The following is a 22,204-nucleotide window of genomic DNA, read 5'->3' as shown; positions in this document are numbered from 1 at the left end:
CCGGAAAGCGCCGCCGGCATGCCGCCGGACAGGGTGAGCCGCCGCCCGGCGCGCCGATGCGCTGGCGGCCGATCGAGACGGCGCCCCGGAACGGCCGGCGCGTCCTGGTCTGGGCCGGGCATCCGGTGATGGCCAGCCACGGCCGCATCGCCGGTCACGACGCGCCGGCGTGGCACGACGGACGCCGGATCCTGCGGCCGTCGCACTGGCTGCCGATAGCACCGCCGTCCAGCACCGGGAAGGGCGGGTGAGACGGCGGGGTTCAGGAGAGCGTCGAGCGGCCGCCGATGGCCGCGCCCGCAGTCCCCTGACAGAGCAGCTCAACGGCAGCTCCGGCCAAATCGTCGTCCCGCAGATACCTTGCCCTCAACTCTCCAGACACCTTTGCCGGACGGCTGTGGGTTCGCTACTGTTTCACCCGATGACCAATCGGCCAGGGGGAGACATGCGGATTTCAGCTCACGACAAGGCGATCGCCGCCGTCATGAAGTGGGCGCAGCGGGAGGAATGGCGTGACCGTCTCGATGCCATCGTTGCGGAGCACCTCGAACCGGCCTTCGACGAATTCGACCTCGAGCCGGACGAATTATTCGATCTGCTCGGACAGGGCGGTTATGCCCAGCTCATCGGCTGCGCCTTCGAGGACTTCGTGACCTGCGATTTCGAGCCCGACGGCCGGAACGTCATCGCCGATTATCTCAACCGTCGCGGCTGGAAGGAACCGGCGCCGGTCAGGCGCTACCTGGAAGCCCTGCGCCGCTCGGTCATGAGCCTCTACGAGGTGGTCGGCACAGCGCCAGGCCGACACTTCATGGCCCGGGATCTGATCCGCGGCGGTGAGCCGATCGAAGTCACGGACAAGCTGGCCTCCCAAAGCCTTGCCCATTGGGACCATATAGCTGCCCGGATGCTGCCGGTCGGCTCTGAAATGCACATGGCCGGCGGCGTTGTGCCGCTGACGTTCGAGGACAGCCGGGCCCTGCTCGACGAATTCGCCCGGGCCCGGAAAAGCTTTGTTCGCAGCGTTAAGCGGCGGGCCGAACAGCTAGGCGTTCCAGGCGGCGACGTCGATCACTATCCGGTGGAAGACGCCGTTCTCGGCGAGATGGCGCCGCTGTTCACCCAGGCCTGGCTGGCCAGGTCCCTGCGCAGCGTCCTGGGCCGGTCGATGCCCAATCTCGTCAACTTCGACGGTGACAGCCTGATCTTTTCGGAAACGCGATTTCCAGTTCAGGATCCCGCTCGGGCCGGCGAGATCGAGCGCCGCCTCGACGGCTTGCCGGATCTGGTCCGGGATGAGGGCGAGCCGCCGGCCTGGACGTGGCTGACCGACGCACCTCCGACCGGCGCTGTGCCGGGAGCCTCATCCGGTGCGGTGATGATCAAGACCTACGACGTGCAGGGTGGGCGGGTTCTCGGCTCGGTTCGGTTGGATCGGGCTGCCGTGGTGCTGCAGACCAACTCGGTCGAGCGGGCCGAACGGGGCCGAAGCTGGCTGGCCGAGGCGCTCGGCCCGCTGGTGACGGCGCCGCTGACCGCGCTGCAGACGCCCGAGCAGGCGATGGCCGAACGGGCAGCAGAAGGAAACGATCATCCCCCGCCCGAACTACCGCTGCCGCCGGAGGAAATGGCGGCGCTGCTGCGCGAGGTAGAGGACCGTCACTACCGCGAGATCCTGTCGCAGCCGATCCCGATGCTGGACGGCAAGAGCCCGAAGCAGGCCGCCCGGTCGAAGGCGGGACGTCGCAAGGTGGTGGAGTGGCTGAAGGTCCTGGAGAACGGCGCCGCGCGCCGCAGCCTGGCCCAGGGACACCCGGCCTATGATTTCAGCTGGATGTGGGACGCCCTCAAGGTCACCGACCTGCGTCACTGATCAAGGTCTTGTTCCCGATCACCAAGGGTGCAGGGAGTCGGGCGGCGTGCGATCAGGCTGTTGTCTTGGGACGGCCGCGCTTTTTTGGGACAGGAACCGGCTCCGGCGCCGGGCGGCGCCGGCCCAGGCCTCTCGCCCGGGCCAGCACACTGCGCGCCTCGGCGTAGGCTGGCGCCACCATCGGGTAATCGGCCGGCAGGTTCCACTTTGACCGGTACTGATCCGGCGTCAGGCCGTAGGTCGTGCGCAGATACCGCTTGAGCATTTTCATCTTCCTGCCGTCCTCCAGGCAGACGATGTACTCGGCCGTGACCGATCGGCGGATCGGTACCGCCGGCTTCCGGATTTCCTCCTGCTGCGGCACCGCTTGACCGAGCTGCAGGAGCGATCCGTGAACGATGGCGATCACGCCGGCGATGCCGGCCGCCGGCAGGGCGTTGCCGCGCAGGTAGGCGGCGGTGATCCGGCTGGTCAGGGCGACCATCTCTTCGGAAGAAACGGTGGAGCTGCTTGGGGTCATTGAACGTTCTCCATGTCGGGTGATGCGCTGTCCCGGCGCCGGTGCCGGGACAGGATGCCGGCCCGGCAGCGGCACTTCAGACTAGGCCGTCGAGAGCGCTTCTGTGCCGTGCCACCAGTCCAAGCGCCATCGTCAGCCAGTACAGTGTAATGACTTCGGCATCGGTCAGCGCCTCCGGTTTGTACCGCGTCCACAGATCGTCGCGCAGAGCGTCCATCCCAGCGTCCGTGACCGGCGTCGCGGCGGCGGTCGAGAGAACGAAGCCGCCGAACTCGAACAGCCGGGTGCCGAAGTTCATGCCCTGGCAAGCCGACTGTTCCAGCGCCTTGTTCATCAGCCAGAGCCCGGTCCATTCGAGCAGGAGGTCGTCGGCGTACCAGCCGGCTACCGGATGCCGCGAGGTGAGCCGGAGGATCGAGGACCATCTCCGGCTCAGAGGCCCGCTCAGCTCCCGGTCGAAGGCATCGAGCGATCCCGAAACCGCTCCGGCGTAGCGGTCGATCACCCGGGTCGATCCGGCGACGCGGGCGATCGACCGCGAGATCCGAGACCAGAGCCATCTCGTCGTCACCGGCATTGATGACCCCGCCCCTCAGCGTCAAACCGAGCCGCTTGGCGACACGTGCTATTGCGGCCCCAGCGACGTGACGGTCGAGCGCCCCTGATGGTGGCGGACAACGCCCGCCAGGATCCGGCGGTAGTCGGTGCGGGCCTGATCCCGATCCATCAAGGTCTTTCCCCACTCCTCCTGACGCGACGCGCCGATGCCGGTCAACGGCCACCGGGCCTGGGATCTGGCTGTGGGCGACTGTCACCCTCGTCGCCGTCCGAAAGCTTCAACCTTTGCGCACTCGGAGCGCCGACCGGACCGAGTGCGCCAGCCCGATAGACTCAGCCGCCGTTAAGCGCGTCCTTGACGCCTTTGCCGACCGTGAACTTGGCGGCCTTGGATGCCGCGATCGTGATCGGCGCACCGGTCTGAGGGTTGCGGCCCTGTCGCTCACCGCGCTCGGAGACGCCGAAGGTGCCGAAGCCGGCGATGCGGATCTCGTCGCCCTGCTTGAGCGTATCGGTGATCGTGCCGACCAGCGCCTCGACCGCCTTGCCAGCGTCGGCCTTTGTCAACCCGGCACGCTCCGCAACAGCGGCAATCAGTTCCGTCTGGTTCATTGTCAACCTCCCTCATACAGGCTGCCTCCATCGGCAGCGTCTCTCCGATTGCCACTGGTTCGACCGGGTGACAAGGCAAACGCGCTGGACAGCCCGCATTGCCGGCCGATTTTAAGGGTGTGGTTGCACCGGCGCTACACTCCACAGTCCATTTTGTCCGGAATGGAGGATGTGCCGGACCGGAGGTGGGAGCCAATCGGGGGAAGCGATTTGCCTGCAGCCGTGCTGATCGTCAAGGATCCGGCAGGCGACGCGGATGCCAGTTCCCGCTCATCGGTCCGTCGGGCCTGTCGGCGTCCTGTCGCGACGGCCGTTCAGTCCGTGACGGATCTGAAACGTCCAGCCGGGTTCCGCGCGATTGAGCCGGGGCAGACACCGTATGCCAGGACCACAACCCTATCGGCTCAGTCGGCGAGGCCCTCCCCTTCGCGTGCCATCCGTGGATCATCCCCGGTCCGTCGGTCAGCCATGGCCGTGCGGTACCAGTGTTCGGCATGCTGGAGGTTGTGCTGCATCGTCACCTCGTCGCCGGCCGTTCTGGCCTGCTGGGCAAGTTCCAGATAGCGGGTGTGCTTCGCCATGGCGCTCTCGCTGCCACCCCTGCCGCGCCCACTTTCAACACGACCAGCATCGCCATGCTGTGATGGCTGCTTAGGGCCGGCAGGAAACCTGTTCCGGGATCCTGATCGGTTCTGGTTGGGCGGTCTCACTGAACATCCTCGTCTTCTGCGTCTGGTTTGGGACGCTGTATAGCTGAAACCGGAGGCATATCATGCAGCTGTGGGAAGAGCTACGGAGCGATTTGCAGGATCCGGGGATCGTCGATACCTCTCGTCACCAGGACCTTCGGCGGCAGCAGCGAGGTGCGGGGATTTGCGGCCGAGCAAGGCAGGTTCAATAGCCATTTCGATCGGGATCGTCGCGCCGGCGCCCCCTGCCGCCGGAGGGGCAATCGCCTGGATCTTGATGGCGGGCGACGCCGCAGCGGGAGTGCCCGATCATTCCGGCCAGGCCCGAAGAGACCAAAAAACCTCTTCCGGCGTCCGCCTCGTCTCCATCCAGCAGATGCCCGTCATCCAAACCCTGTCAGTCGGCAATGGCCGGTATCTGGATCTTGGCAAATCTGGCACTCTGCCGGCGACCGCCCGTCCAGCATCGATCAGGACGGCTTGAGCAAACGCAGAGCCGTGATCTTCTCGATCACGTCCTCGGTACAAAGCACCACCTTGCCATCACGCAGGCGTTCCATGACGATCGGGTACTTGGGCCGGTTGGGCGCCAGCCCGACCAGGCAGTGCTCTTCGTGGTCGAGGATGACAACCCGGCCGAGATCGCCGGCTTCCAGACCATACATCGCGTGGTACTTGGCGAACTCCTCGACTTCTCGGCGAGCGGATTTGCCATCGCCGCCGATCACCGCCAGCTCGAGCTTGAGCTCGGCCGTGCTCTCCCTGAAGCGGGCCGTGCCGGCGCGGATCGTAATTCCATGCCTGCGGCCGAGGGCGGCAAGCGCCGCCTCGATCTCCGGCTGCAGTTTCCTGAGCACGACGGCATCGAATGCCTTAATCTTCATGGCAGCTTTCCCGACAACAAACGCACTCCTCCTCGGACGGGCACAATCATCCGCTTCGGCCCGGAGCTATAGCACAGCCCAGTTCCCGGTGCTGCAGACCCTCCAGTCGTGAAACCAGCCACGTCGGCGAGGCTTCTGCTCAAACCGGCCTGGCATAAATCTCACCCCACTCGAGCAGCTTGGTATAGCGGGGTTTGGTCATGGTGCCGTAAACCGCCACCGCGCAGGCCTTCTTCTCGCCGACCAGGATGACCAGCCGCTTGCCCCGGGTGACGCCGGTGTAAAGCAGGTTCCGGTGCAGCATGACCAGGTGCTGCAGCGTCATCGGGATCATCACGACCGGGTACTCCGAGCCCTGGCTCTTGTGGATCGTCGTGGCGTAGGCCAGCACCACCTGGTCCAGTTCATCGAAGCGGTAGGGGACGTCGCGCTCATCAAACCGGATCACCAGCTCCGCCTTGTCTGGATCAACCGACATGATCCGGCCGATGTCGCCGTTGTAGACCTCCTTGTCGTAGTCGTTGACGATCTGCATCACCTTGTCCCCGGCGCCGAAGGCAAAGCCGAACCGTTCGACCCGAACCGCACCGGGCGGGTTGATCGCCTTCTGCAGCTCGATGTTCAGGGAGCGTGCGCCCACCGACCCGACATTCATCGGGCACAGCACCTGGATGTCGCGGATTGGGTCGAACCCCTGGCTGCGCGGCAGGTGGCGGGCGACCAGATGGACGAGCGTGTCCACCAGCCGTTCGGGCGTGTTGGCGTCAACCCAGTGGAAGTCGCTGGTTTCTCCCCGGCCCGGCAGCAGCGGCAGCCTGCCTGTGTGGATGCGGTGGGCGTTGGTGATGATCCGGCTGCTGGCCGCCTGCCGGAACACCTCGGTCAGCCGCACCACCGGCACGAGGCCGCTGTCGATGATATCGCCCAGCACCCGTCCCGGTCCGACGCTGGGCAGCTGGTCGACGTCGCCGACCAGCAGCAGCGCCATTCCGGGCGGAACGGCCCTGAGCAGCGCGTACATCAGCGGGACGTCGACCATCGACGTTTCGTCCACCACCAGCAGGTCGCCCTCCAGCGGGTTCTGTTCCGAGCGCTTGAAGCCGCCGGTGCCGGGATCGACCTCGAGCAGCCGGTGCAGGGTCCTGGCCTCCAGCTCTGTTGCCTCGTTCATCCGTTTGGCCGCCCGACCGGTGGGCGCCGCCAGCAGGATGCCGACATGCTTGACCGCGAGTATTTTGATGATGCTGTTGACCAGCGTCGTCTTGCCGACACCGGGGCCGCCGGTGATGACCAGCACCTTGGCACGCAGCGCCTGGCGCAGTGCCGCCGCCTGGCTCGGCGCCAACGATATTCCGGCCCGTCCTTCGACCCAGGGGATGGCCCGGTCGGCATCGATCCCGGACCAGGGCGGCGGACCGCGGCCGAGGGCGCCCAGCCGCTCGGCAATGTTGCGCTCGGAGTGGAACAGCCAGCCCAGAAACACCGCCGGCCGGCCACCGATCGCATCCTCGACCAGCGTGCCCCCCGCCACCTCCTCGGCGATGGCCTGCTCGACCAACCCGGCCTCCACCTCCAGCACCTTTGCCGCGGCCTCGACCAGCTCGTCGCGCGGCAAGCCGCAGTGCCCCTCATCCATCGCTTCGGCCAGGACATGCGACAGGCCGGCCCGGATACGCAGCAGCGACTCCCAGGCAATGCCAAAGACGGCGGCGATCCGGTCGGCGGAGGCGAAGCCGATACCGCGCACGTCGCGGGCAAGCCGGTACGGGTTCTCGCTGATCAGGCGGATCGCATCGCTGCCGTAGAGCCGGTAGATCCGAACGCTCCGGGATGTGCTGATCTGATGGCCGTGCAGGAAGATCATGATCTCGCGGACGGCACGCTGCTCGGCCCAGCCCTCGATGATCTGGCGGGCCCGCTGCGGGCCGATGCCGGGCAGCGCGCGCAGCCGCTCGGGTTCCGCCTCGATGACCTCGAACACGGCATCGCCGAAGGCGGCGATCAGCTTGCGGGCGTAGATCGGGCCGATGCCGCGGATCAGGCCGGAGGACAGGTACTTCTCGATGCCCTCGGCAGAAGCGGGCGGTGCCGACTGGAGGAGGGAGGCGCGGAACTGCAGGCCGTGGCTGCGGTCGTTGACCCATTACCCGGTCGCCTGGATGCGCTCACCCGCGGTGATCGCCGCCGCCTGCCCGACCACGGTGGCCAGGTCGCGGCGCCCGCGCACCTGAACGCGCAGCACGCAGAAGCCGGTCTCCGGATTGTGGAAGGTCACCCGCTCGACCGTGCCGACCAGCATCTCACCGGCGTGCTGGCGTGCCAAGCCCTCCGGGGCAGTGGTCAAGACTTCAAAACTCCAACTCCTGCAGTTCGACCCCGGCTGACCAGCGCCAGGGTCAGCGCCGCCTTTATGACTTACCGGCTCGCCGCGTCAAACACCCGGTTGATATAGGAACGTAGCGATCAGAATTCCGCCAACCACCGAATATCGAATCGCTGACAGCACCGCTACTCCCTACCCATCCAGCCGATGGCTATACTCCAGCACCCGCAGCCCGCCCCGCGCAACACGCCGGCTGACCGTTTCCGCCAGGTCTCACACCGGCGCCTGATCGAAGCCCCCCTGTCCTGCATCGTGCGCGGCGGCATCGTCAGGCAGCGACCAGCGTGTCCCGGTCGTCACCGGTCTGTCGGAACTTCGCGACGCCGATCTCCGGCAAAGGGGAGCCTCGCCCCCGACCTGAAGACCAACTGTGCAAGTGACGATCCCCGACGCAGAGCGCATCGGGACGGCTGATGTGGTGAGAGGCAGGGCCGCGCCGGCCGCAGACGCAGGGCAGGGCCGCGCTCAAGAACGCAACCCGGCCCCGCGCCCGCGTCCGGACGCAACCCGGCCTCTCCTAGCACGTGCTCCCTCGGGGAAGAGCACGCCCTTCCCCGATCCCCATTCCCTGCTTCGTATAACTCTCTCTCTCGACACCGCCAGGGTAACCGAGGGGCCCCCGCGCGCCGTCAAGGGCTGCGCCATGCTCGGGCGGCGGCACCGCGCGGGTCCGCAAGGCGGAGGCCAGGCGCTATTCGACAAAGATCATTGACGCCGCCTCGCGTCCCGCGCAACGCCGCCGCCCTGCGCGTGGCTTGCGGCCTCCGGCCGGAGCTGCGCTCCCCCTGACACCGCTTCCCCTCGATTGCTCAGGACGCGTCGAGAGAGACGCGGGTCCAGCGTCTCGGACGACCCCGCGGCCCTCACCTCCGCCACCAGCGGCACAGGCAGCAAGGACCGCGCGATCCCGCAACAACCCCCCGATGGAGATCGACGATGGCAACCCTGAAGCTCAAGCTGTCTCCCCATGGCGAAGCCCTGCGCCGGCTCAACGACACTCTCCGCCTCAAGATCCGGCAGCAGCACGAGGAAGCCAAGCTGCGCGCCGAGGAGCTGGTCCGGCAGTCCAAACTGTGGATCGAGGCCAGGAACTATCCGGCCGAGGCTCCCGCCGGCGCGGTCCGGGCCGACGTGCTGGCGGGATGCCACGATGACGCCGCCAGGGGCATCCGGGCACGCGAGCTGCCGGACTGCCGGCACCGGCCGACCGGCTGCGGGACGACCGGCCAGACGCTCCCCGCCCCGGCCTTCTGGATCGTCTGGCAGGACGGCCGGCCGCAGCCGATGACGCCCGGCGAGATCCACCGCGAGAGCCTGCGCCTGATCAACCTCCACAACCTCGGCGAAATCCGGCGCTCGGAACTGGCCGACCGGCTGCGGCGGGCGCGCGAGGCGGCAACGCTGACCCTGACGCGCCACCGCCGGATCGATCCGCTGGTCCGGCACGCCGGCCTCGACGGCGAGGAGGCCGCCGAGCGCTTCGAGGCCCAGGTCAGGACCTTCCTGACCGACGCCAGCTTCGCCGACTGGGACGAGGCGCTCGCCTGGTGCCAGATCCAGACCGTCTACGGCGCCTGCCTCAACGCTTACAGCAACCTCAACACCACCGCCGACCAGATGGGGCGGCTGGCGGCCGAGGGCCGGGCGCTGCGGGCCGAACTCGGCAGCCGCGACGTCAGCGAGGACGATCTCGAGCGCCTGCGCGAGCGCTACCGCAAGCTGGACAAACAGCACGCCTTCTGGGAGTGGCGGCTCGAAGCCGCCTGCGAGGCCTACCGGCGCATCGTCGCAACTGTGCAGGTGACCGACAGCGGCGACATCGCCCTGTTCCGCTCCCTGCCCTCGGAATGGACCCCGCCGGCCTGTCGGGCGAGGCGGCCGGGCGCGCGGCGGCCGGCCTGACGCCGCCACAAAGGGGAGCTGGGGAAACCCAGCTCCCCGGTCCGCGTCGCCACCCTGCTCCGGCGCTCCCACGCGGCAGATCGCGCCGCACCTAACCTGGCACTGACCAGCCCCGGTGCTCTCCCCCTCCCCGCCTAAGCTTCGGCCCCGCAGCACCCTGTCCCGGCACGCTCCCGCCCGGCCGGCAGCCCTCCGGCTCCAGGGAAAAAGAGGTGATGGGCGTCTTTCAAAAAAGACAGTCAGCGCAACCAGCCCGCGCCCCGGCGCCAGAGGAGACCGTCGCCATGATCCCCGCCAATGCCCCCGCCTTCCGCCTGTTCTTCAACACCGGCAAGCGCGCCGTCGAGACCGGCGCCGCCTGGCCCAACCGCGCCGGCACCGGCTTCAACGTCCAGCTCGACAGCCTGTTCGGCAGCCGCCAGATGTTCATGGTCCCCAACCTGGACCGCGACGGCCAGCCAGCGGGTGCGGCTCCCTTCAGGATCCTCTACGCCACCGGGCGCATCCGGGCCGATGGCGGCCAGCACTCCCGCGTCTGCGGCGTCGCACATGTCAGCTGCGACGGCCAGGGCTACGACCTCTACGTTGCCGACCCGATCGCCTGCCTGCGCCTGACCCTGCGGCCTCCTACCGATCCGGTGCAGGCCGCCAACGACGCGCCCGCCGGCAACACCGGCGCGCAGGCCGTCAGCGTCGGCGGCACCCGCTACGACGCCGAAACTGGCGAAGTCGTTGAGGAAAGCGCGGCTCCGCCCGATGACGAGCGCCAGGCCGGGCGCCGGCGGGCGCGCAGCGCCTGAGACCCTGCCCCGTCGGGCTTGCCCCCGGCCCCCTCGACCGCAAAACGGCCGGGCGCCCCTGAACCGCGCCCGGCCGTCCCGCAGATCACCCCCGCGCCGCCGAGGGCTGTCGTCCCGGCGACTTTGCTCAAACAGGAGTTGTGATGAGCACGTTTCAGGAACATGTCAACATCCGCGCCGCCGCCGGCGCCGCGTCCGGCACAGCCGGTGGGCCCACCGGCCGGTTCGACTTGGCGGCCGAGGTCACCGGCCGCATCATCCGCGAACTCGAAGCCCTTGGCCCGCAGGCTCACTGGCGCTGCCCGTGGCACAAGGCCGGCGCCCTGCCGGTCAACGGCTTCACCGGCAAGGCCTATACCGGCACCAACACCCTGCTGTTCTGGCTGGAAGCGCGGCGGCACGGCTATGCCAGCCACCGCTGGCTGACCTTCGCCCAGATGCGCCAACTCGGCGGCCGGCTGTCCGACGAGACGCTGGCCAGGCCCAAGGGCCGGCGCGACTGCCTCGGTATCCGCTACGGCACCTTCGAGAAGAAGGTGCCGGCCTGGATCGACCCGGACGGCCACACCCGCGACACCGAGACGGTGCCCTACGCCAAGGCGTTTTGGGTCTTCAACCTCGACCAGATCATCGGGCTGCCCGACCGGCTGTACACCCCGCGCGTCGCCGACTATGGCTGCTCCACCCGCCAGCGCATCCGCGACTTCGTCGTCACCGCCGGGGTCAACCTCCGCCACGGCGGCGACGAGGCGTGGTATCACCCACCCAGCGACCAGGTCGCCATGCCGTTCCTGTCCCGCTTCGTCGAGCGCTCCGGCGACGCCGGGCCGGAGCACTACGACGCCACCCTGCTCCACGAGATCGTCCACTGGAGCGGCGGCCCCGGCCGTCTCGAGCGGCCCGACCTGACCGACCCCGGCCCGGACGCCGTGGCGCGCGAGGAGCTGTGCGCCGAGTTCGGCGCCGCCATCCTGTGCGCCTATTTCGGGGTGACCGGCAGGCTCCAGCACCCGGAATACATCGGCCACTGGCTGGCCCGGCTGCGCGCCGACAGCCGGGCCCTGTTCGCCGCCACCCGGCAGGCCCGACAGGCCTTCGGGTTCCTGCTCGAGCGCGGCGGCCTGCCCAGCCCCGACGAGCCGCCAGCCCCGGAATGCGCCGCCGCCCAGCCCGTCTGGAAAAGAGAGGGATGACGAGCTCTCAACAAGAGAGGCTTCGACACCATTCCCGCCGCACCCAACCCCGCCCCCGCCCTCCCGGCGGGGGCTTTTCCGTTCCGGAGGATCCCCCATGCCTGAATACCCGCTCAGCATGCTGCGTCCCAGCCCGCGTACCCTGTGCTCCGTCGGCAAGGACGACGGCCTCGATCTCGGGACGCCGACGCCGGAAAAGCTTGGCGGACTTGGATACCGTCGCCCCGCAGAGGAGACAACGTCATGACAGACCGCCTGACCTCCTGGCGGGAGCCGCCGTCCTGACGCCGCACGAGGCGGCGTATCTCGAGTTGACCGGCTTCCTCGTCGAGCTGGCCGGCCGGCTGGAGCGCGAGCACCACGATCTGATCTGGGATCGCCTGATCCGGATCGATCTCCGGCTCCGCGCCCTCCAGGCTCGCGAACCTCCGCCCCAAACCGCCGAACTCTGGCGCCGGCGGCACCGCGTCCTCCCCGGTCTTCCCGGACCCGTGGGTCCGGCGCCGGGAGCCGGCAAGCCGGGTGCGGGCGATGTTCCCCCGGACCGCAGATCGCGCTGACCCCTTCACCCCGGCCGGCCGTCCCAACCGGACGACCGTGCCCCCTTCAAGGAGACACGACATGCCTCACGACCTTACCCGCGCCCAGCGCTGCGTGCTGGCGGACTGCGTCCGCGTTTCCCTGGTCGGCTGGCTGGTGACCGATCCGGCCGTCGACCGCAAGGCCCGGCGCCTCGAAGCCCGAGCCACCGGCCTGCTCGGCTTCGGCTTCAGCCGCTTCGTGGCGATGGCAATGACCGAGTTCGGCGCCGGCTACCGACCAAAGAGCGCGCTTGACGGTACCCGGTTCCCGCTCAGCCTCCAGGAGACCGCCGCCCTCGCCAACGACATCGAGCTGGACATGGCGGGCGAAGACCAGATCGCCGCCGCCGGCCTGATCGCCGCCCACAGCCCCTACGGTCGGCCGGATGCTTGCTCGCGCGACTGGTGGACCTATCTCGCCCTGCTCGACGTCCTCGGCCTGACCGCCGGCAGCGATGCCGGCGACTGGCACGCCCTCATCCGCGAGCGCCTGCGCCCCTTCCGGCACGCCGTCTCCGGACCGGCCGTGGCGGAGTGATCCGCCCACTCCACCGGCAGGCGCCGCCTTTGTCTTCGGCGCCTGCACCTTCCGACGTCGAGGTGCGCCATGACGATCGCTCTTCACTGCCGCCCTGCCGCGGGCATTCCCGCCGCCGGCAACCCGCGCTCCGCTCGCCCGAATCCCGATGCCGCGGAGAGCCGGAAAAGATGAAACGGGCCCTGACTCTGACCGACAGCCTGCGCGCCCGCGCCTTCCTGGTCCGGGCCAGGCTGGACGACACCGATGTCGAGGCGCTGGCGGCCCACCTGGAAGAGGCCGCCAAGCGCATCGAGCAGCTCGAACGCCTGCTGGCGGCGGCGCCGGTCCGTACGCTGTGGCTGCACTGACCGCCCTGCCGCAGCGCGGTTCAACTTCCCTGTGCACCCAGCTCCTATACTTCGACGCCCGGCGGCAGCGGAGCCGAAGCGGCCATGCCTAGCGTTTTCTCAGAAGCGTCCAGCTTCCCCCGCGTCGATGCCGCTGACAAGCCCAACTGATATGCAACGGTGTCCAACGCCGTCAGACGACCTTGGACATTCCCCACGACACGGGCGCGGATCGCGCCTTGCACCTTCACGGCTGACGGAGGGCAGGTTTTGCAGGTTGACCCTGCTTCACCCACCGGTTCGCAGCCACAATACTCCGTAAATGCCTCACCGGGATGTGCGACCGACCGGCAGGATCAATGTGCGGTCGGTCTGCCAAAGACGCTCTCGATGCACTCCGCATCGAGCACAGCGTCGATCCAGGTGTCCAGCTGTTCCGTATTCGCAGCCAGAACTTGGGTCCGATAGTCCTCCGAAACACTGTGAAAGCGCCGATTAAGCAGCCGGAGCAGAGTCTCAGCCTTACCTTTGGCTTGGCCCTTGACCTCACCTTCAACTCTACCCTCAGCCCTGCCTTCGATACGTCCCTGTTCGCGTTCCTGCGCCATGACTGACATTACCGCCTCCCTCTGCTCATCCGGCGCCTGGGCCAGCGCCCCCTCGATTGCCTGCCGGTCGACCGCGTCGTAAGCCCAGTTGATGTATATAAACGCACTGACCAGAATTCCGCTACCCAGCAGATCGTCGACCGCCGCCAGCACCGCCGCCCCCTGCCCGTCCGGCCGGTGGCTGTACTTCAGCACCCGCAACCCACCCCGCGCAACACGCTGGCTGGACAGCTGATCGTCGGCCACCTGACCCAGATCGAGTAGAGAGTAGGTGAAGTCGGGCAGGTAAGGCCGCAGAGCCGGATCGGCCGCCACCGTCTCGCCGAACGACAGCGGCACGGTCCACTCGCGAGCGCCATGGTAGATCACCAGCGGCACGATCGGCGGCCGCTCGCTGCCGACCGCCCCGTCCTGCTCCAGCCGCTGCCGGTCCAGGCGGCGCCAGATCTCGGCCAGGTAGCCCAGCAGCTGGACCCCGACCTCCGGGTCCGGAGCACTCTTGTGCTCCAGCAGGACGTAGATGTAGACCTCGCCACCTGTCAGAGCACGGGCCTTGTAGAGCCGGTCGGCCTGACTGTGGCGCAGATGCGCCGCCACGAAGTGGGCGTCGAGCAGCTCCGGCGCGTCGGGCGCCAGCAGGGCCGCCACCTCGGCCGGCAGGTGCTCGCGCAGCAGCGCTGCGGCCACGCCGGGCTCGTCCATCAGCGCCCGGAAGAAGGCGTCATGCGTCACTGGTAAATTCTGCACGAACGGACTGCTCCTGGTTGCCGAAGTACTGATCATGCCGCGCCAGCTCCGGCGGCACCAGCTGTAAGTGCCGCCGGTACCATGCAGTATCTTCCAGCATCTCCAGTGCGGGCGAGATCCTGACGCCAACAGGTCTTTCGCCCCATCACTACTACGGTCCCGGACTCACCTCGCTGTCCCCGACTTCAAACGTCGATCAGGCTTCCTCCCAACTTGCACTCCGTCGCGGCTGCCGTGGAGGCAAGCGGCAAGCGGCAAGCGGCAAGCGGCAAGCGGCAAGCGGCAAGCGGCAAGCGGCAAGCGACCGATCCTCCGACCGGCCCGCCGCGACTACAAGCGGTTGCGCACCGACCCTCAACTGCCAATTCGGACTCTGCGCAGCAGGTATGTGATCCTAGGCAAACCATCACTCCTTCGATGACCGAAAAACGAACTGGAAGTTCCGCGTGGTTTCGAACAGCCAGCACGGAGCAGAGGCCTACTGCTCCATCTTCGTTTGCCCGCCCATGCTGATAATGACCGGCAGGAGGATCGCGCCGCCAAAGACGATGGCAGCGCCCGTACTTTTCAACGGTGAGACGGGCATGTCTATCCCCTCTCACCGGCCGATACCGAAGAACCGGCCGCGCTCCTGCCGCTTCATCTCGCAACCCCGTTCATCGAACTTTTCAGCCATCTCCCCGGCGGCGGTTTCGCGCGCTCGGTCATGAGAAATACCGTCGTTCGCCAGTCTGGCGTAACGGTCGATGGCGCGCTCAGCCACCCTGGCGGCGGCGTCGACGCGCGCCCGGCCCTCGTCCGCCGCAATGGCCGAGGCGGCGTAGACCGTCGTCGCCCGCGCCGTATCGTGGTCCATGTGGTTCACGTTGCGCCGGTAGCTGTCGATGACGTCGCGGCAGTAGCACTCAACATTCAAGTCGGCCATGAGACGATCCTTTCCGCAAAACGAGCATCTCATTGATAAAATTCATAGATACCCGCAAAATAAGCCCCCATAAACTTCGGCTATCGCACTGATTTTTTCGTTTTCTCCCAAGTAGAAATCCAGAGACCTGATTTTTGCAGGGCTTTATTTTTGCTGGTTTGGCGATTTAACCCCGGTTGCCCTTTCGTCGGAGTTCAGGCTGGATCCTCAACGCCTGACCCAGACCGGCGGCAGATCGCAGGCAACACCACCCTTTTCCTGCCGCTGCGTCCGGCGGCACTTGTCGGCCAGCACACGCGCATCGTTGAGCGCTGCAACCTGCGCCAGGAACGTGGCTCCCTCAAGCGCGGCAGCACCCTGCCGCGCTCCGTCCCAGCGTCCGACCCCATAGCCGGCGCCCGCCAGCACCAAGCCGGCCATGGCCAGCATCGCCGCCGTCGTGAAGCTGGACCGCCGCACGATCCGGTCCGCCTCCCGCTGGGTGGCAAAGGTCGCCGCCTGGGCAACGCGGTGGATCAGTTCGGCCTCGCCTTCCGGCGTCAGGCCCCGCGCCCCGCCCCTAACCGCTTCGCTGGCGGTTTCCGCCGTTTGCATGACGGTGACCAGTGCCAGGCGCAACGGGCTGCCCTCCTCCATGCCGGCATTGGCGCAGAAGGTTTCGACGCGCTTGACCCCGCCGCTCACGGCAGCCAGCCCGCCTGGGCTACCCGCTCGCTCTCGAGGTCACGCAGCCATTTCCGAACCATGAAGGCGTAAGTCGGATCAAGCGGCTTGCCGGAGACACCCTTCGCTCCCGCCGCGGCACCATAGAAACCGAGGCCCGACTTGCGGACCTGGTCCATGCAGGCCAGCCGCTTCATCAGGACCGGCACCGCCCCGGCGGCAATCATCCCGGCCACACCGGGATCGCCCAGCGTCGGCCCGAACGCGCCCGCCATCGTCCGGCCCTCGCGGATCACACCCTCGTTCATTACCAGAAAGGTCCGCTTCGGCCGATAGTACCCCGCCTCCCAAATGGACAGGACGTGCTTCAGGTCCTCCTCCTCCGGGCCGAGGAAGTACAGCGCCAGCGGCTCGATGCCGTACTCCCCGCAGAACTCGACCAGCAGCAGGTCGCGGCCATACTCCTGAAGCACCCGGTCGCCGCCGCCGAGGTCAAGCACAGCCGAGCGTCGCTCCTCGACCATGCGGTTCAGGATGCCGGACAACCACTCCTTGACGTCCGGCAACTCGTCGGTCGCCGGGGAGACCGCCTCGGGGAACATGCCGGCCAGCGTCCTGGATCGTGCGTCGCCGTCGGCCACGATGACGTCGCGACCCTGGTCTCGTGCCCGCCACACCAGTTCGGATAGTCCGGTCGACTTGCCGCCGAAACCACGCCCCAGCCCGACCGCGAGAACCGGAGCGGGCGCCATCTCCCCATCACCCTTCGCCATCATGGTTTCCTTCCCGATCGTTCATCGATCTTCGCCCTGAAGCGCGCCAGCACCTCATCGGCGTTGCTTGACTCTGGCGTTGTCTGTTTCGTCACGACGGCCGGCGCACCGGTGACGGGTTTCGCCACAAACCTGGGTTCGGTGCCAGCCTGTGCTCTCCCGTGCCGCCGCCGGACCCGGAGCCACAGCTTGCGAACCGTTTCGCGCCGGAGTGGCCTGCCATCCGGACCGGTGAAGCCACGCTCGCTCAGCACCGCCGTCACCCGTTGCCAGTTCGGACGCACCTCGGAGAGCATCTCAAGCAGCGCATCATGGTTGCGGTACATCCACTGGAACAAAGGCGACCGCATGCCGCCGCCCTGTGCTTCCAGTGCTGCCCTGAAGTCGGACAAGCCGTCAGTTTCGTCAGGATTCAGCATCAGGACATCGTCTCCAGCCCTGGGCATGGAGCGGGCACGTCTCCGGGTAGCCTTGCGGGCGTGGAACGGGCATGTATTCGGCCCGCTCTCCGGAAACTTCCGGGCATCCGACGGGTATAAAGCGGGTAATGAACGGGCGTCTCAGGGGCATTTATCGGGTGTGCTACGGGCATGTCGCCGGGAACCCTTCCGGGCACTAAGCGGACATGAGGCGGGCAACAACCGTCACCCGATGCCAAGCCGATGGCCAACTCAGCGCTCCTCACTCCCCCAACGGCAGGCTGTGAACGTGTCTCCCGGCTTCGTTCAGGCTGAACTTCAGGCATTTCAGAGCTCCGTGTGTTCGGTGTTGCGGTGTATTGTTGGTGAGTAATGCAACTTCGATAGCAAGAAAAAGCCTCGCGGGGTGTTCAGGGTCAAGTTACTGCATGACATCGTCTTTTTGCGCGGCGGTTGCCGACTTCGTGCAGCATTTGCGCCGCAAGTTGGTGCAGCGGTAGCGCAGTGCTTCAATTCAGACCCTCCCTGGTGTATCGTGTTAATTAATAACACTACCGCATGGGGGTTGAGATGCCAAGCACCAGGCCGATCAGGGCCACCCGATTCGACCGGGAAAGACTGAAGCCGCAAATGAGCGCCAAGGCCGGGCCGACACCCAGTGCTGCCGGCGCCAAGGTTTTGCAGGGTCGCGGCTGCACAGCACGGATCGGGATTTCGGCCCGGTCCAGCCGTCTGTCGATGCAACGCACGGTCGTGAAGCTGTCGTACCACCCGGTGGATGGCGTTCGTGGTCTGGTGTGCTATGCGGCCCATGGAGGATTGGATAAGGACGGCAACGAGCAGGAACCTGTCGTTGGCTACTCCGAAACCGAAGATGCCGTGGACGGTCACGCGGTCACGGCAGCTTGGGCCAGCGCAAACGATCCACGGTACTTCCACATGATCGTTTCGCCGGAGAACGGTGACCGGATTGCCGACACCAGGGCGATGATCCGCGCCGGAATGGAACAGCTTCAAAAGGACTGGGGCACCCATGTCGAGTGGATCGCCTATCAGCACGATCGGGACCAGGACGGCGCCGGCCGTCACGTCCACTTCCTTATGCGCGGGGTCGATTGCAACGGTGACGAGCTGCTGATTGCGCCCAGCTATGTCCGAGATGGACTGATCTATCGCTGGTCGGAACAGGTTACCAAGGAACTTGGTCCCAGGTCTGAACGTGAGATCCGAGCCGGCCTGGAGCAGTCAGCACGCCTGCGCGAGCACAAGCTGGAGAAAGACCGGCTGGTCGAACAGGCGGTCGAGCTGGGAGTCATGACTCGGAAACAGGCCAGCACGATCAACCGGCAATACGTGAAATCCGGGCAGAACGGCAAGGAACAGCTCACCCAGCAGGTGCGTAACGCCATCGATCGGCAGCGTTCCCAGGAACCGGAGATGACACCGTGAGACGGGAAAAGAGGACGGTCTACCTGATGCCGGATCTGGCGCAGCGGGTGGACGAGACGGCTGCCGGGGGCGGTATAAGTCCCAGTGCCATCGTTGAGACGGCGCTGGACGAGCACTTCACCCGAGAGTCGATGTATCTGGCGATCGAGGCTTTGACGCGGCGCGTCAGCGAGCTGGACGAACGCCTCGCTGCCCAGCAGGCGATGCTGGCCAGGATTGATACTGCGATCGGCGCCGTGGGGCGCGGCCTGGTTGTCATTCGCGACATTGTGAAGCCACCGGCAGCTCCGGCCGAACAGCCGCCGCAGCCGGTGGTGCAGGACCGTGATTCAGGATCGACACCAGCGGGTCGCCCTGCGGGCTGGCTTAGATTGGGTCGCCGGTAATGCGGCGGCGCCTAGTCCTGGCCGGTCTGCTGGCGGTGACGGTACTGGGCATTGGTGCTGCCATCGGCACCATTTCGTCGGCGCCGCTGATGGTGGTCTACAACCCGTCGCCGTCGATGCCGATGGGCTGGTACCTGCGCGTTCCGCTGGAGCCGGCGCTTGGCCGGATCGTCGTGATCGATCCGCCGCTGGGTGCCCAGGCTGCCGGCTGGCCGGCTAACGTGCGGCTAATCAAGCCAATTGCCGCAGTCGGTGGTGACCATGTGTGTGTCGCCAGCCGTACCGAGGTAACGATCAACGGTCAGCCGGTGGCGCCCGTGCTGCCCTATCCGGCACCGCGCTGGGAAGGATGCCGCACGCTGGAGCCTGACGAGATCTTCCTGATCGCACCGCACCGGCCCGACAGCATTGATGGCCGGATCCATGGCCCTGTCAGCCGGCGCGACGTGCTGGGCGTGTTCGTTCCCCTTTGGACTGAGGAAGGACCATGAAGACGATCAAGGCACTGGTTGCCGGCCTGTCGTTAATGCTGACCGGTCTGCTGGCGGCGACCTTCCATATGGGCTGGCGCTGCGGCCAGCTCGCGGGTTGGCCGTTCCAGTTTCATCACTGGTATCTGCACTGCGCTGCTGCGGCGCCGGAATACCAGTTCCATTCCATGATGATCTTTTTGACCTTCTCGCTGGCCGGAGGTTTAGCCGGTGCCTTCTTTCAACGCCAGCCGAGGATCAGGACAGAGTTTGGGGCGTCGAAGTGGGCGACCCTGGAGGACGTCAAGGCTGCCGGTCTGATCATGCAACCTGGGCAGCGCTCCAGGCTGATCCACGTGCTGGGCAAGTTCGCCGGTCAGTTCCTGACCTATACAGGTGACACGCACCTGCTGATCTGCGGTGGCAACCGATCGGGCAAAGGTCGTAGCTCAGGCATTCCGACCCTGCTGTCGCTCGCGTCCAGCATCGTCGTCCATGACAGCAAGGGTGAGCTGTTCTTTGGCAACCCCAGGCACAGCTTCGTCGGTACGGCCGGCTTTCGGGCAAAGCTGCTGGGCCAGCGGGTGATCTACTTCAACCCGAAGGACCGGAAGAGTGCCCGGTACAATCCGCTGATGATGATCCGCAGGGGCGACAACGAAGTCGCCGACATGCAGCGGCTTATCCTCATTCTGTTCGGTCGGGCGCCGAAAGACTTCTGGGAAAAGGGCGGTGGTCGCATGCTGCTGGCGATCGGCCTGCATGTTCTCCACGGGGAACCGGACAGCGAGAAGTCACTGACCGGCATGTCGCGCCTGCTAGACCGTGGCGATGAAGGCCTGGAGCGGATCATCAGCGCCAGTGCACACCCGTTGGCGGTTCGCGCTGCCAGAGGTTTCTTTCCAGGCGGCGTTGGCAGCAGGGACTCGGACAGGACCAGGGGCATGCGGGCCGGCCTCAACTTCACGGCCCGCGACTTCCTGTCCTTCTACGACGATCCAGTCGCCGAGTTCGTTACATCCGGCCTGTGCGATTTTGAACCGGCAGATCTGGTGCGCCACGACAACGGCACCAGTCTGTACCTTGTACCGCCACCGGACGACCAGGACCGTGCCGCACCGCTGCTGAACCTGATCGTCAGTCAGATCCTAGCCGATCTGGTATCCCACGAGCACGGCCGGCTGGACAGGACCGCGACCGGTCACCCGAAAAACCATCACACCGTGCTGTTCCTGGACGAGATGGCAGGGCTGGGCCGGATGGACGATCTGGTCAAAAAACTGCCGCAGATGCCGGGTTACGGTGTCACGGCCATGATGTTCATCCAGTCGATCAGCCAGTTGGATGAGGTTTACACGCCGAACATCGCCAGCACGATCATCGACAACTGCGGCGTATCGGTCTGGTATGCCGCTGCCGATCCCAGGACCGGGCAGCGCATTTCCAGCATGATCGGCAACGCCACAGAGATCGAGAAGACAGTCAGCACCAGCCGACCGGCCAGCGCGATCGTCGGTGGCATTACTACCTTGGGCGAGCGCGAGATCCACCGGCCCGTGATGGATGCCGGCGCCGTGCGCGAGCTGCCCGGAGACACCGAACTGGTGTTCGTGAACGGCGCCAGGCCGATCAAGGCGCGAAAGCTGCAATACGACAGAGAACCGACCTTTACAGCCCGTCTGTTCCCGGCACCGCCGATCGGCAATGGCAAGGGCAACTATCCTGGTCTGACACCGATCCCAAGCCCGTGGTCAGGCCTGTTCGTGCCGGAAGCACCTCAGGCACCAGCAGACCAGCCTGAGCGGGCCGACCAGGGCCCTGACCCTGAAGACCTGACCTTTGAACCCGATGACTGGATGGCAGAACTGGAGGCAACACGATGACTGAGACGGCAACCAACCTGACGATGATCGAGATCGAGCTGGACCGTAAGGTCCGACTGATCAACCACCTGCTGGGCGACCGGATACGGGAAGCACTGGCCGACCCGGATGTGACGGAAGTTTACTGCAACCACGACGGCATCCTGCGGACCAACGGCACCGGGGGCCGCAAACGGCTGGATCAGCGCATTTCGCGCGACACGGTGAACAACATCCTGTCGGTGCTGGCCGACTTCGTTGGCCGGCGCCTGGGCGGCAGCGTCACGTCGATCGCTGCGACCCTACCCAGCGGCGAGCGCGTCCACGGCATGATTCCGCCCTCGGTTCCGGGACCGACCTTCTCAATCCGGGTACCGCCCAAGCGGATCTATACGCTGGATGAGTATGTCGAGGCCGGCATCGCCACCCAGTCCCAAATAGATGAAATCCGCAAGGCCATCCGGGAGCGCCGGAACATCTTCGTGATCGGCGGGACATCGAGCGGCAAGACCACGCTGCTGAACGCCATCCTGGCTGAGGAGACTTATCGCAACGCGCGTCAGATCATCGTTCAGAACGTGCCGGAACTGAAAACCAGTGCCGAGGATGTCGAGTACTTCTTTAGCGACCCCAGGACCATCATGGAGCTTCTGGAAGACGGCATGCGGATGAACCCGGATCAGGTGATCGTGGGTGAGGTGCGCGGGCCGGAAGCCTGGGACACACTGCAAGCCCTGAACACCGGCCACGAAGGCAGCGTCGGCACCTTCCACGCCAACGACCCGGAAAGCGCCATGCTGCGCTATCAGGGTCTTTGTGCTGCCGGCGGTAAGAAGGTCATGCCGGGTGAACTGATATCGGCCCTGCACATCATCGTCTGGATCACCCACGACCCTGAAAGCGGCCGAGTAATCAAACAGGTGGCCAGACCGGTCGGGTACGACAGCGAAACTGGCCTCTACACATGCGCAGTGCTGGCGTAGCTGATTTGTTTGTGTTAAAAATAAACACATGGGCTCGCACATGGTGCCCAGCAACCC

26 protein-coding genes are annotated in these 22,204 nt (G+C 66.4%); 14 read left to right on the top strand and 12 right to left on the bottom strand.

The features are described 5' to 3' along the window. A partial coding sequence (locus N826_RS44490; protein WP_044435950.1) for a hypothetical protein occupies positions 1-251 on the top strand: 251 nt, incomplete at its 5' end. A 194-nt stretch (positions 252-445) separates the two neighbouring features. After that, a complete protein-coding gene (locus N826_RS32575) occupies positions 446-1,873 on the top strand; it encodes a DUF7986 domain-containing protein (protein ID WP_044435949.1) in 1,428 nt (475 codons plus the stop codon). A gap of 52 nt (positions 1,874-1,925) precedes the next feature. Here the strand turns inward: N826_RS32575 and N826_RS32570 are convergent, their stop codons facing one another. From N826_RS32570 to N826_RS46075, 7 genes are all read right to left on the bottom strand, one after another. After that, on the bottom strand, positions 1,926-2,393 hold the full coding sequence (locus N826_RS32570; RefSeq protein ID WP_044435947.1) for a Ros/MucR family transcriptional regulator: 468 nt from the start codon (positions 2,391-2,393) through the stop codon (positions 1,926-1,928). A gap of 76 nt (positions 2,394-2,469) precedes the next feature. After that, positions 2,470-2,970 carry a hypothetical protein gene (locus N826_RS32565; protein WP_044435945.1) on the bottom strand — a complete coding sequence of 167 codons (501 nt, stop codon included), beginning with the start codon at positions 2,968-2,970 and terminating at the stop codon, positions 2,470-2,472. 314 nt (positions 2,971-3,284) lie between these two features. Then, positions 3,285-3,563 (bottom strand): HU family DNA-binding protein, encoded by a 279-nt coding sequence (locus tag N826_RS32560; protein ID WP_044435943.1) that lies wholly within the window; start codon positions 3,561-3,563, stop codon positions 3,285-3,287. Positions 3,564-3,967: 404 nt separating this feature from the next. Continuing rightward, entirely contained in the window at positions 3,968-4,273 is a 306-nt protein-coding gene (locus N826_RS43640) for a DUF4167 domain-containing protein (RefSeq protein WP_147041191.1), read from the bottom strand. 449 nt (positions 4,274-4,722) lie between these two features. Continuing rightward, complete coding sequence (locus tag N826_RS32555; RefSeq protein WP_044435941.1) at positions 4,723-5,136, bottom strand: hypothetical protein; 414 nt, start codon at positions 5,134-5,136, stop codon at positions 4,723-4,725. Between the two features lie 139 nt (positions 5,137-5,275). Beyond that, positions 5,276-7,255, bottom strand: coding sequence for an SF1B family DNA helicase RecD2 (gene recD2 / locus N826_RS32550; protein WP_373866652.1), 1,980 nt, complete (start codon positions 7,253-7,255; stop codon positions 5,276-5,278). 24 nt (positions 7,256-7,279) lie between these two features. Beyond that, positions 7,280-7,480, bottom strand: a complete 201-nt coding sequence (locus N826_RS46075) for a YrrC family ATP-dependent DNA helicase (protein ID WP_373866651.1) — start codon at positions 7,478-7,480, stop codon at positions 7,280-7,282. Between the two features lie 975 nt (positions 7,481-8,455). On the opposite strand from N826_RS46075, the gene N826_RS32545 reads away from it, so the two are divergent. From N826_RS32545 to N826_RS32515, 7 genes are all read left to right on the top strand, one after another. Continuing rightward, entirely contained in the window at positions 8,456-9,421 is a 966-nt protein-coding gene (locus N826_RS32545) for a hypothetical protein (protein WP_044435940.1), read from the top strand. Positions 9,422-9,705: 284 nt separating this feature from the next. Continuing rightward, positions 9,706-10,221, top strand: coding sequence for a hypothetical protein (locus tag N826_RS32540; RefSeq protein WP_044435938.1), 516 nt, complete (start codon positions 9,706-9,708; stop codon positions 10,219-10,221). A gap of 143 nt (positions 10,222-10,364) precedes the next feature. Beyond that, complete coding sequence (locus N826_RS32530) at positions 10,365-11,414, top strand: ArdC family protein (RefSeq protein ID WP_052832450.1); 1,050 nt, start codon at positions 10,365-10,367, stop codon at positions 11,412-11,414. Positions 11,415-11,511: 97 nt separating this feature from the next. Beyond that, the gene (locus tag N826_RS44485) at positions 11,512-11,661 is read left to right on the top strand and encodes a hypothetical protein (protein WP_169789452.1); all 150 of its coding nucleotides are present in this window, start codon (positions 11,512-11,514) and stop codon (positions 11,659-11,661) included. Further along, positions 11,624-11,974, top strand: coding sequence for a hypothetical protein (locus tag N826_RS32525; protein WP_147041190.1), 351 nt, complete (start codon positions 11,624-11,626; stop codon positions 11,972-11,974). Before N826_RS44485 ends, N826_RS32525 begins: the two co-directional genes overlap by 38 nt. A 61-nt stretch (positions 11,975-12,035) precedes the next feature. Next, positions 12,036-12,533, top strand: coding sequence for a hypothetical protein (locus N826_RS32520; RefSeq protein ID WP_044435931.1), 498 nt, complete (start codon positions 12,036-12,038; stop codon positions 12,531-12,533). 170 nt (positions 12,534-12,703) lie between these two features. Continuing rightward, positions 12,704-12,883 (top strand): hypothetical protein, encoded by a 180-nt coding sequence (locus tag N826_RS32515; RefSeq protein WP_044435929.1) that lies wholly within the window; start codon positions 12,704-12,706, stop codon positions 12,881-12,883. A 335-nt stretch (positions 12,884-13,218) separates the two neighbouring features. On the opposite strand, the gene N826_RS32510 is transcribed toward N826_RS32515, so the two are convergent. The 5 genes from N826_RS32510 to N826_RS32490 all read right to left on the bottom strand — a co-directional run bounded on the left by N826_RS32510 (position 13,219) and on the right by N826_RS32490 (position 16,997). Further along, positions 13,219-14,217, bottom strand: a complete 999-nt coding sequence (locus tag N826_RS32510; RefSeq protein WP_169789451.1) for an Rpn family recombination-promoting nuclease/putative transposase — start codon at positions 14,215-14,217, stop codon at positions 13,219-13,221. Positions 14,218-14,815: 598 nt separating this feature from the next. Continuing rightward, complete coding sequence (locus tag N826_RS32505) at positions 14,816-15,142, bottom strand: hypothetical protein (RefSeq protein ID WP_044435925.1); 327 nt, start codon at positions 15,140-15,142, stop codon at positions 14,816-14,818. A gap of 207 nt (positions 15,143-15,349) precedes the next feature. After that, positions 15,350-15,826 carry a hypothetical protein gene (locus tag N826_RS32500; RefSeq protein WP_044435923.1) on the bottom strand — a complete coding sequence of 159 codons (477 nt, stop codon included), beginning with the start codon at positions 15,824-15,826 and terminating at the stop codon, positions 15,350-15,352. Further along, positions 15,823-16,581: a hypothetical protein gene (locus N826_RS32495; RefSeq protein WP_147041188.1), complete on the bottom strand. Its 759-nt coding sequence runs from the start codon at positions 16,579-16,581 to the stop codon at positions 15,823-15,825. The genes N826_RS32500 and N826_RS32495 overlap by 4 nt, the downstream gene beginning before the upstream one ends. After that, on the bottom strand, positions 16,578-16,997 hold the full coding sequence (locus N826_RS32490) for a hypothetical protein (RefSeq protein WP_044435920.1): 420 nt from the start codon (positions 16,995-16,997) through the stop codon (positions 16,578-16,580). Before N826_RS32490 ends, N826_RS32495 begins: the two co-directional genes overlap by 4 nt. Before the next feature lie 570 nt (positions 16,998-17,567). Here N826_RS32490 and N826_RS32485 point away from each other — a divergent pair. The 5 genes from N826_RS32485 to N826_RS32465 are packed head-to-tail and all read left to right on the top strand — an operon-like array spanning position 17,568 to position 22,147. Further along, positions 17,568-18,446, top strand: a complete 879-nt coding sequence (locus tag N826_RS32485; protein ID WP_147041187.1) for a hypothetical protein — start codon at positions 17,568-17,570, stop codon at positions 18,444-18,446. Then, positions 18,443-18,832 (top strand): hypothetical protein, encoded by a 390-nt coding sequence (locus tag N826_RS32480; RefSeq protein WP_044435917.1) that lies wholly within the window; start codon positions 18,443-18,445, stop codon positions 18,830-18,832. The genes N826_RS32485 and N826_RS32480 overlap by 4 nt, the downstream gene beginning before the upstream one ends. Further along, on the top strand, positions 18,832-19,323 hold the full coding sequence (locus N826_RS32475; RefSeq protein ID WP_044435916.1) for a S26 family signal peptidase: 492 nt from the start codon (positions 18,832-18,834) through the stop codon (positions 19,321-19,323). Before N826_RS32480 ends, N826_RS32475 begins: the two co-directional genes overlap by 1 nt. After that, positions 19,320-21,185 carry a type IV secretory system conjugative DNA transfer family protein gene (locus tag N826_RS32470; protein ID WP_044435915.1) on the top strand — a complete coding sequence of 622 codons (1,866 nt, stop codon included), beginning with the start codon at positions 19,320-19,322 and terminating at the stop codon, positions 21,183-21,185. Before N826_RS32475 ends, N826_RS32470 begins: the two co-directional genes overlap by 4 nt. Beyond that, a complete protein-coding gene (locus N826_RS32465) occupies positions 21,182-22,147 on the top strand; it encodes an ATPase, T2SS/T4P/T4SS family (protein WP_052832448.1) in 966 nt (321 codons plus the stop codon). The genes N826_RS32470 and N826_RS32465 overlap by 4 nt, the downstream gene beginning before the upstream one ends. Positions 22,148-22,204: the final 57 nt, after the last annotated feature.

The sequence above is a fragment of the Skermanella aerolata KACC 11604 genome (genome assembly GCF_000936425.1).
Taxonomy (GTDB): domain Bacteria; phylum Pseudomonadota; class Alphaproteobacteria; order Azospirillales; family Azospirillaceae; genus Skermanella; species Skermanella aerolata.
Note: the sequence above shows the minus strand (reverse complement) of the source record. Positions and strands in the feature narration are given on the sequence as shown.

Coding starts and splice junctions, on each gene's coding strand:
- N826_RS32575 (WP_044435949.1), top strand. CDS start 446: ATGCGGATTTCAGCTCACGACAAGGCGATCGCCGCCGTCATGAAGTGG.
- N826_RS32570 (WP_044435947.1), bottom strand. CDS start 2,393: ATGACCCCAAGCAGCTCCACCGTTTCTTCCGAAGAGATGGTCGCCCTG.
- N826_RS32565 (WP_044435945.1), bottom strand. CDS start 2,970: ATGCCGGTGACGACGAGATGGCTCTGGTCTCGGATCTCGCGGTCGATC.
- N826_RS32560 (WP_044435943.1), bottom strand. CDS start 3,563: ATGAACCAGACGGAACTGATTGCCGCTGTTGCGGAGCGTGCCGGGTTG.
- N826_RS32555 (WP_044435941.1), bottom strand. CDS start 5,136: ATGAAGATTAAGGCATTCGATGCCGTCGTGCTCAGGAAACTGCAGCCG.
- N826_RS32545 (WP_044435940.1), top strand. CDS start 8,456: ATGGCAACCCTGAAGCTCAAGCTGTCTCCCCATGGCGAAGCCCTGCGC.
- N826_RS32540 (WP_044435938.1), top strand. CDS start 9,706: ATGATCCCCGCCAATGCCCCCGCCTTCCGCCTGTTCTTCAACACCGGC.
- N826_RS32530 (WP_052832450.1), top strand. CDS start 10,365: ATGAGCACGTTTCAGGAACATGTCAACATCCGCGCCGCCGCCGGCGCC.
- N826_RS44485 (WP_169789452.1), top strand. CDS start 11,512: ATGCCTGAATACCCGCTCAGCATGCTGCGTCCCAGCCCGCGTACCCTG.
- N826_RS32520 (WP_044435931.1), top strand. CDS start 12,036: ATGCCTCACGACCTTACCCGCGCCCAGCGCTGCGTGCTGGCGGACTGC.
- N826_RS32515 (WP_044435929.1), top strand. CDS start 12,704: ATGAAACGGGCCCTGACTCTGACCGACAGCCTGCGCGCCCGCGCCTTC.
- N826_RS32505 (WP_044435925.1), bottom strand. CDS start 15,142: ATGGCCGACTTGAATGTTGAGTGCTACTGCCGCGACGTCATCGACAGC.
- N826_RS32495 (WP_147041188.1), bottom strand. CDS start 16,581: ATGATGGCGAAGGGTGATGGGGAGATGGCGCCCGCTCCGGTTCTCGCG.
- N826_RS32490 (WP_044435920.1), bottom strand. CDS start 16,997: ATGCTGAATCCTGACGAAACTGACGGCTTGTCCGACTTCAGGGCAGCA.
- N826_RS32485 (WP_147041187.1), top strand. CDS start 17,568: ATGCCAAGCACCAGGCCGATCAGGGCCACCCGATTCGACCGGGAAAGA.
- N826_RS32475 (WP_044435916.1), top strand. CDS start 18,832: ATGCGGCGGCGCCTAGTCCTGGCCGGTCTGCTGGCGGTGACGGTACTG.
- N826_RS32470 (WP_044435915.1), top strand. CDS start 19,320: ATGAAGACGATCAAGGCACTGGTTGCCGGCCTGTCGTTAATGCTGACC.
- N826_RS32465 (WP_052832448.1), top strand. CDS start 21,182: ATGACTGAGACGGCAACCAACCTGACGATGATCGAGATCGAGCTGGAC.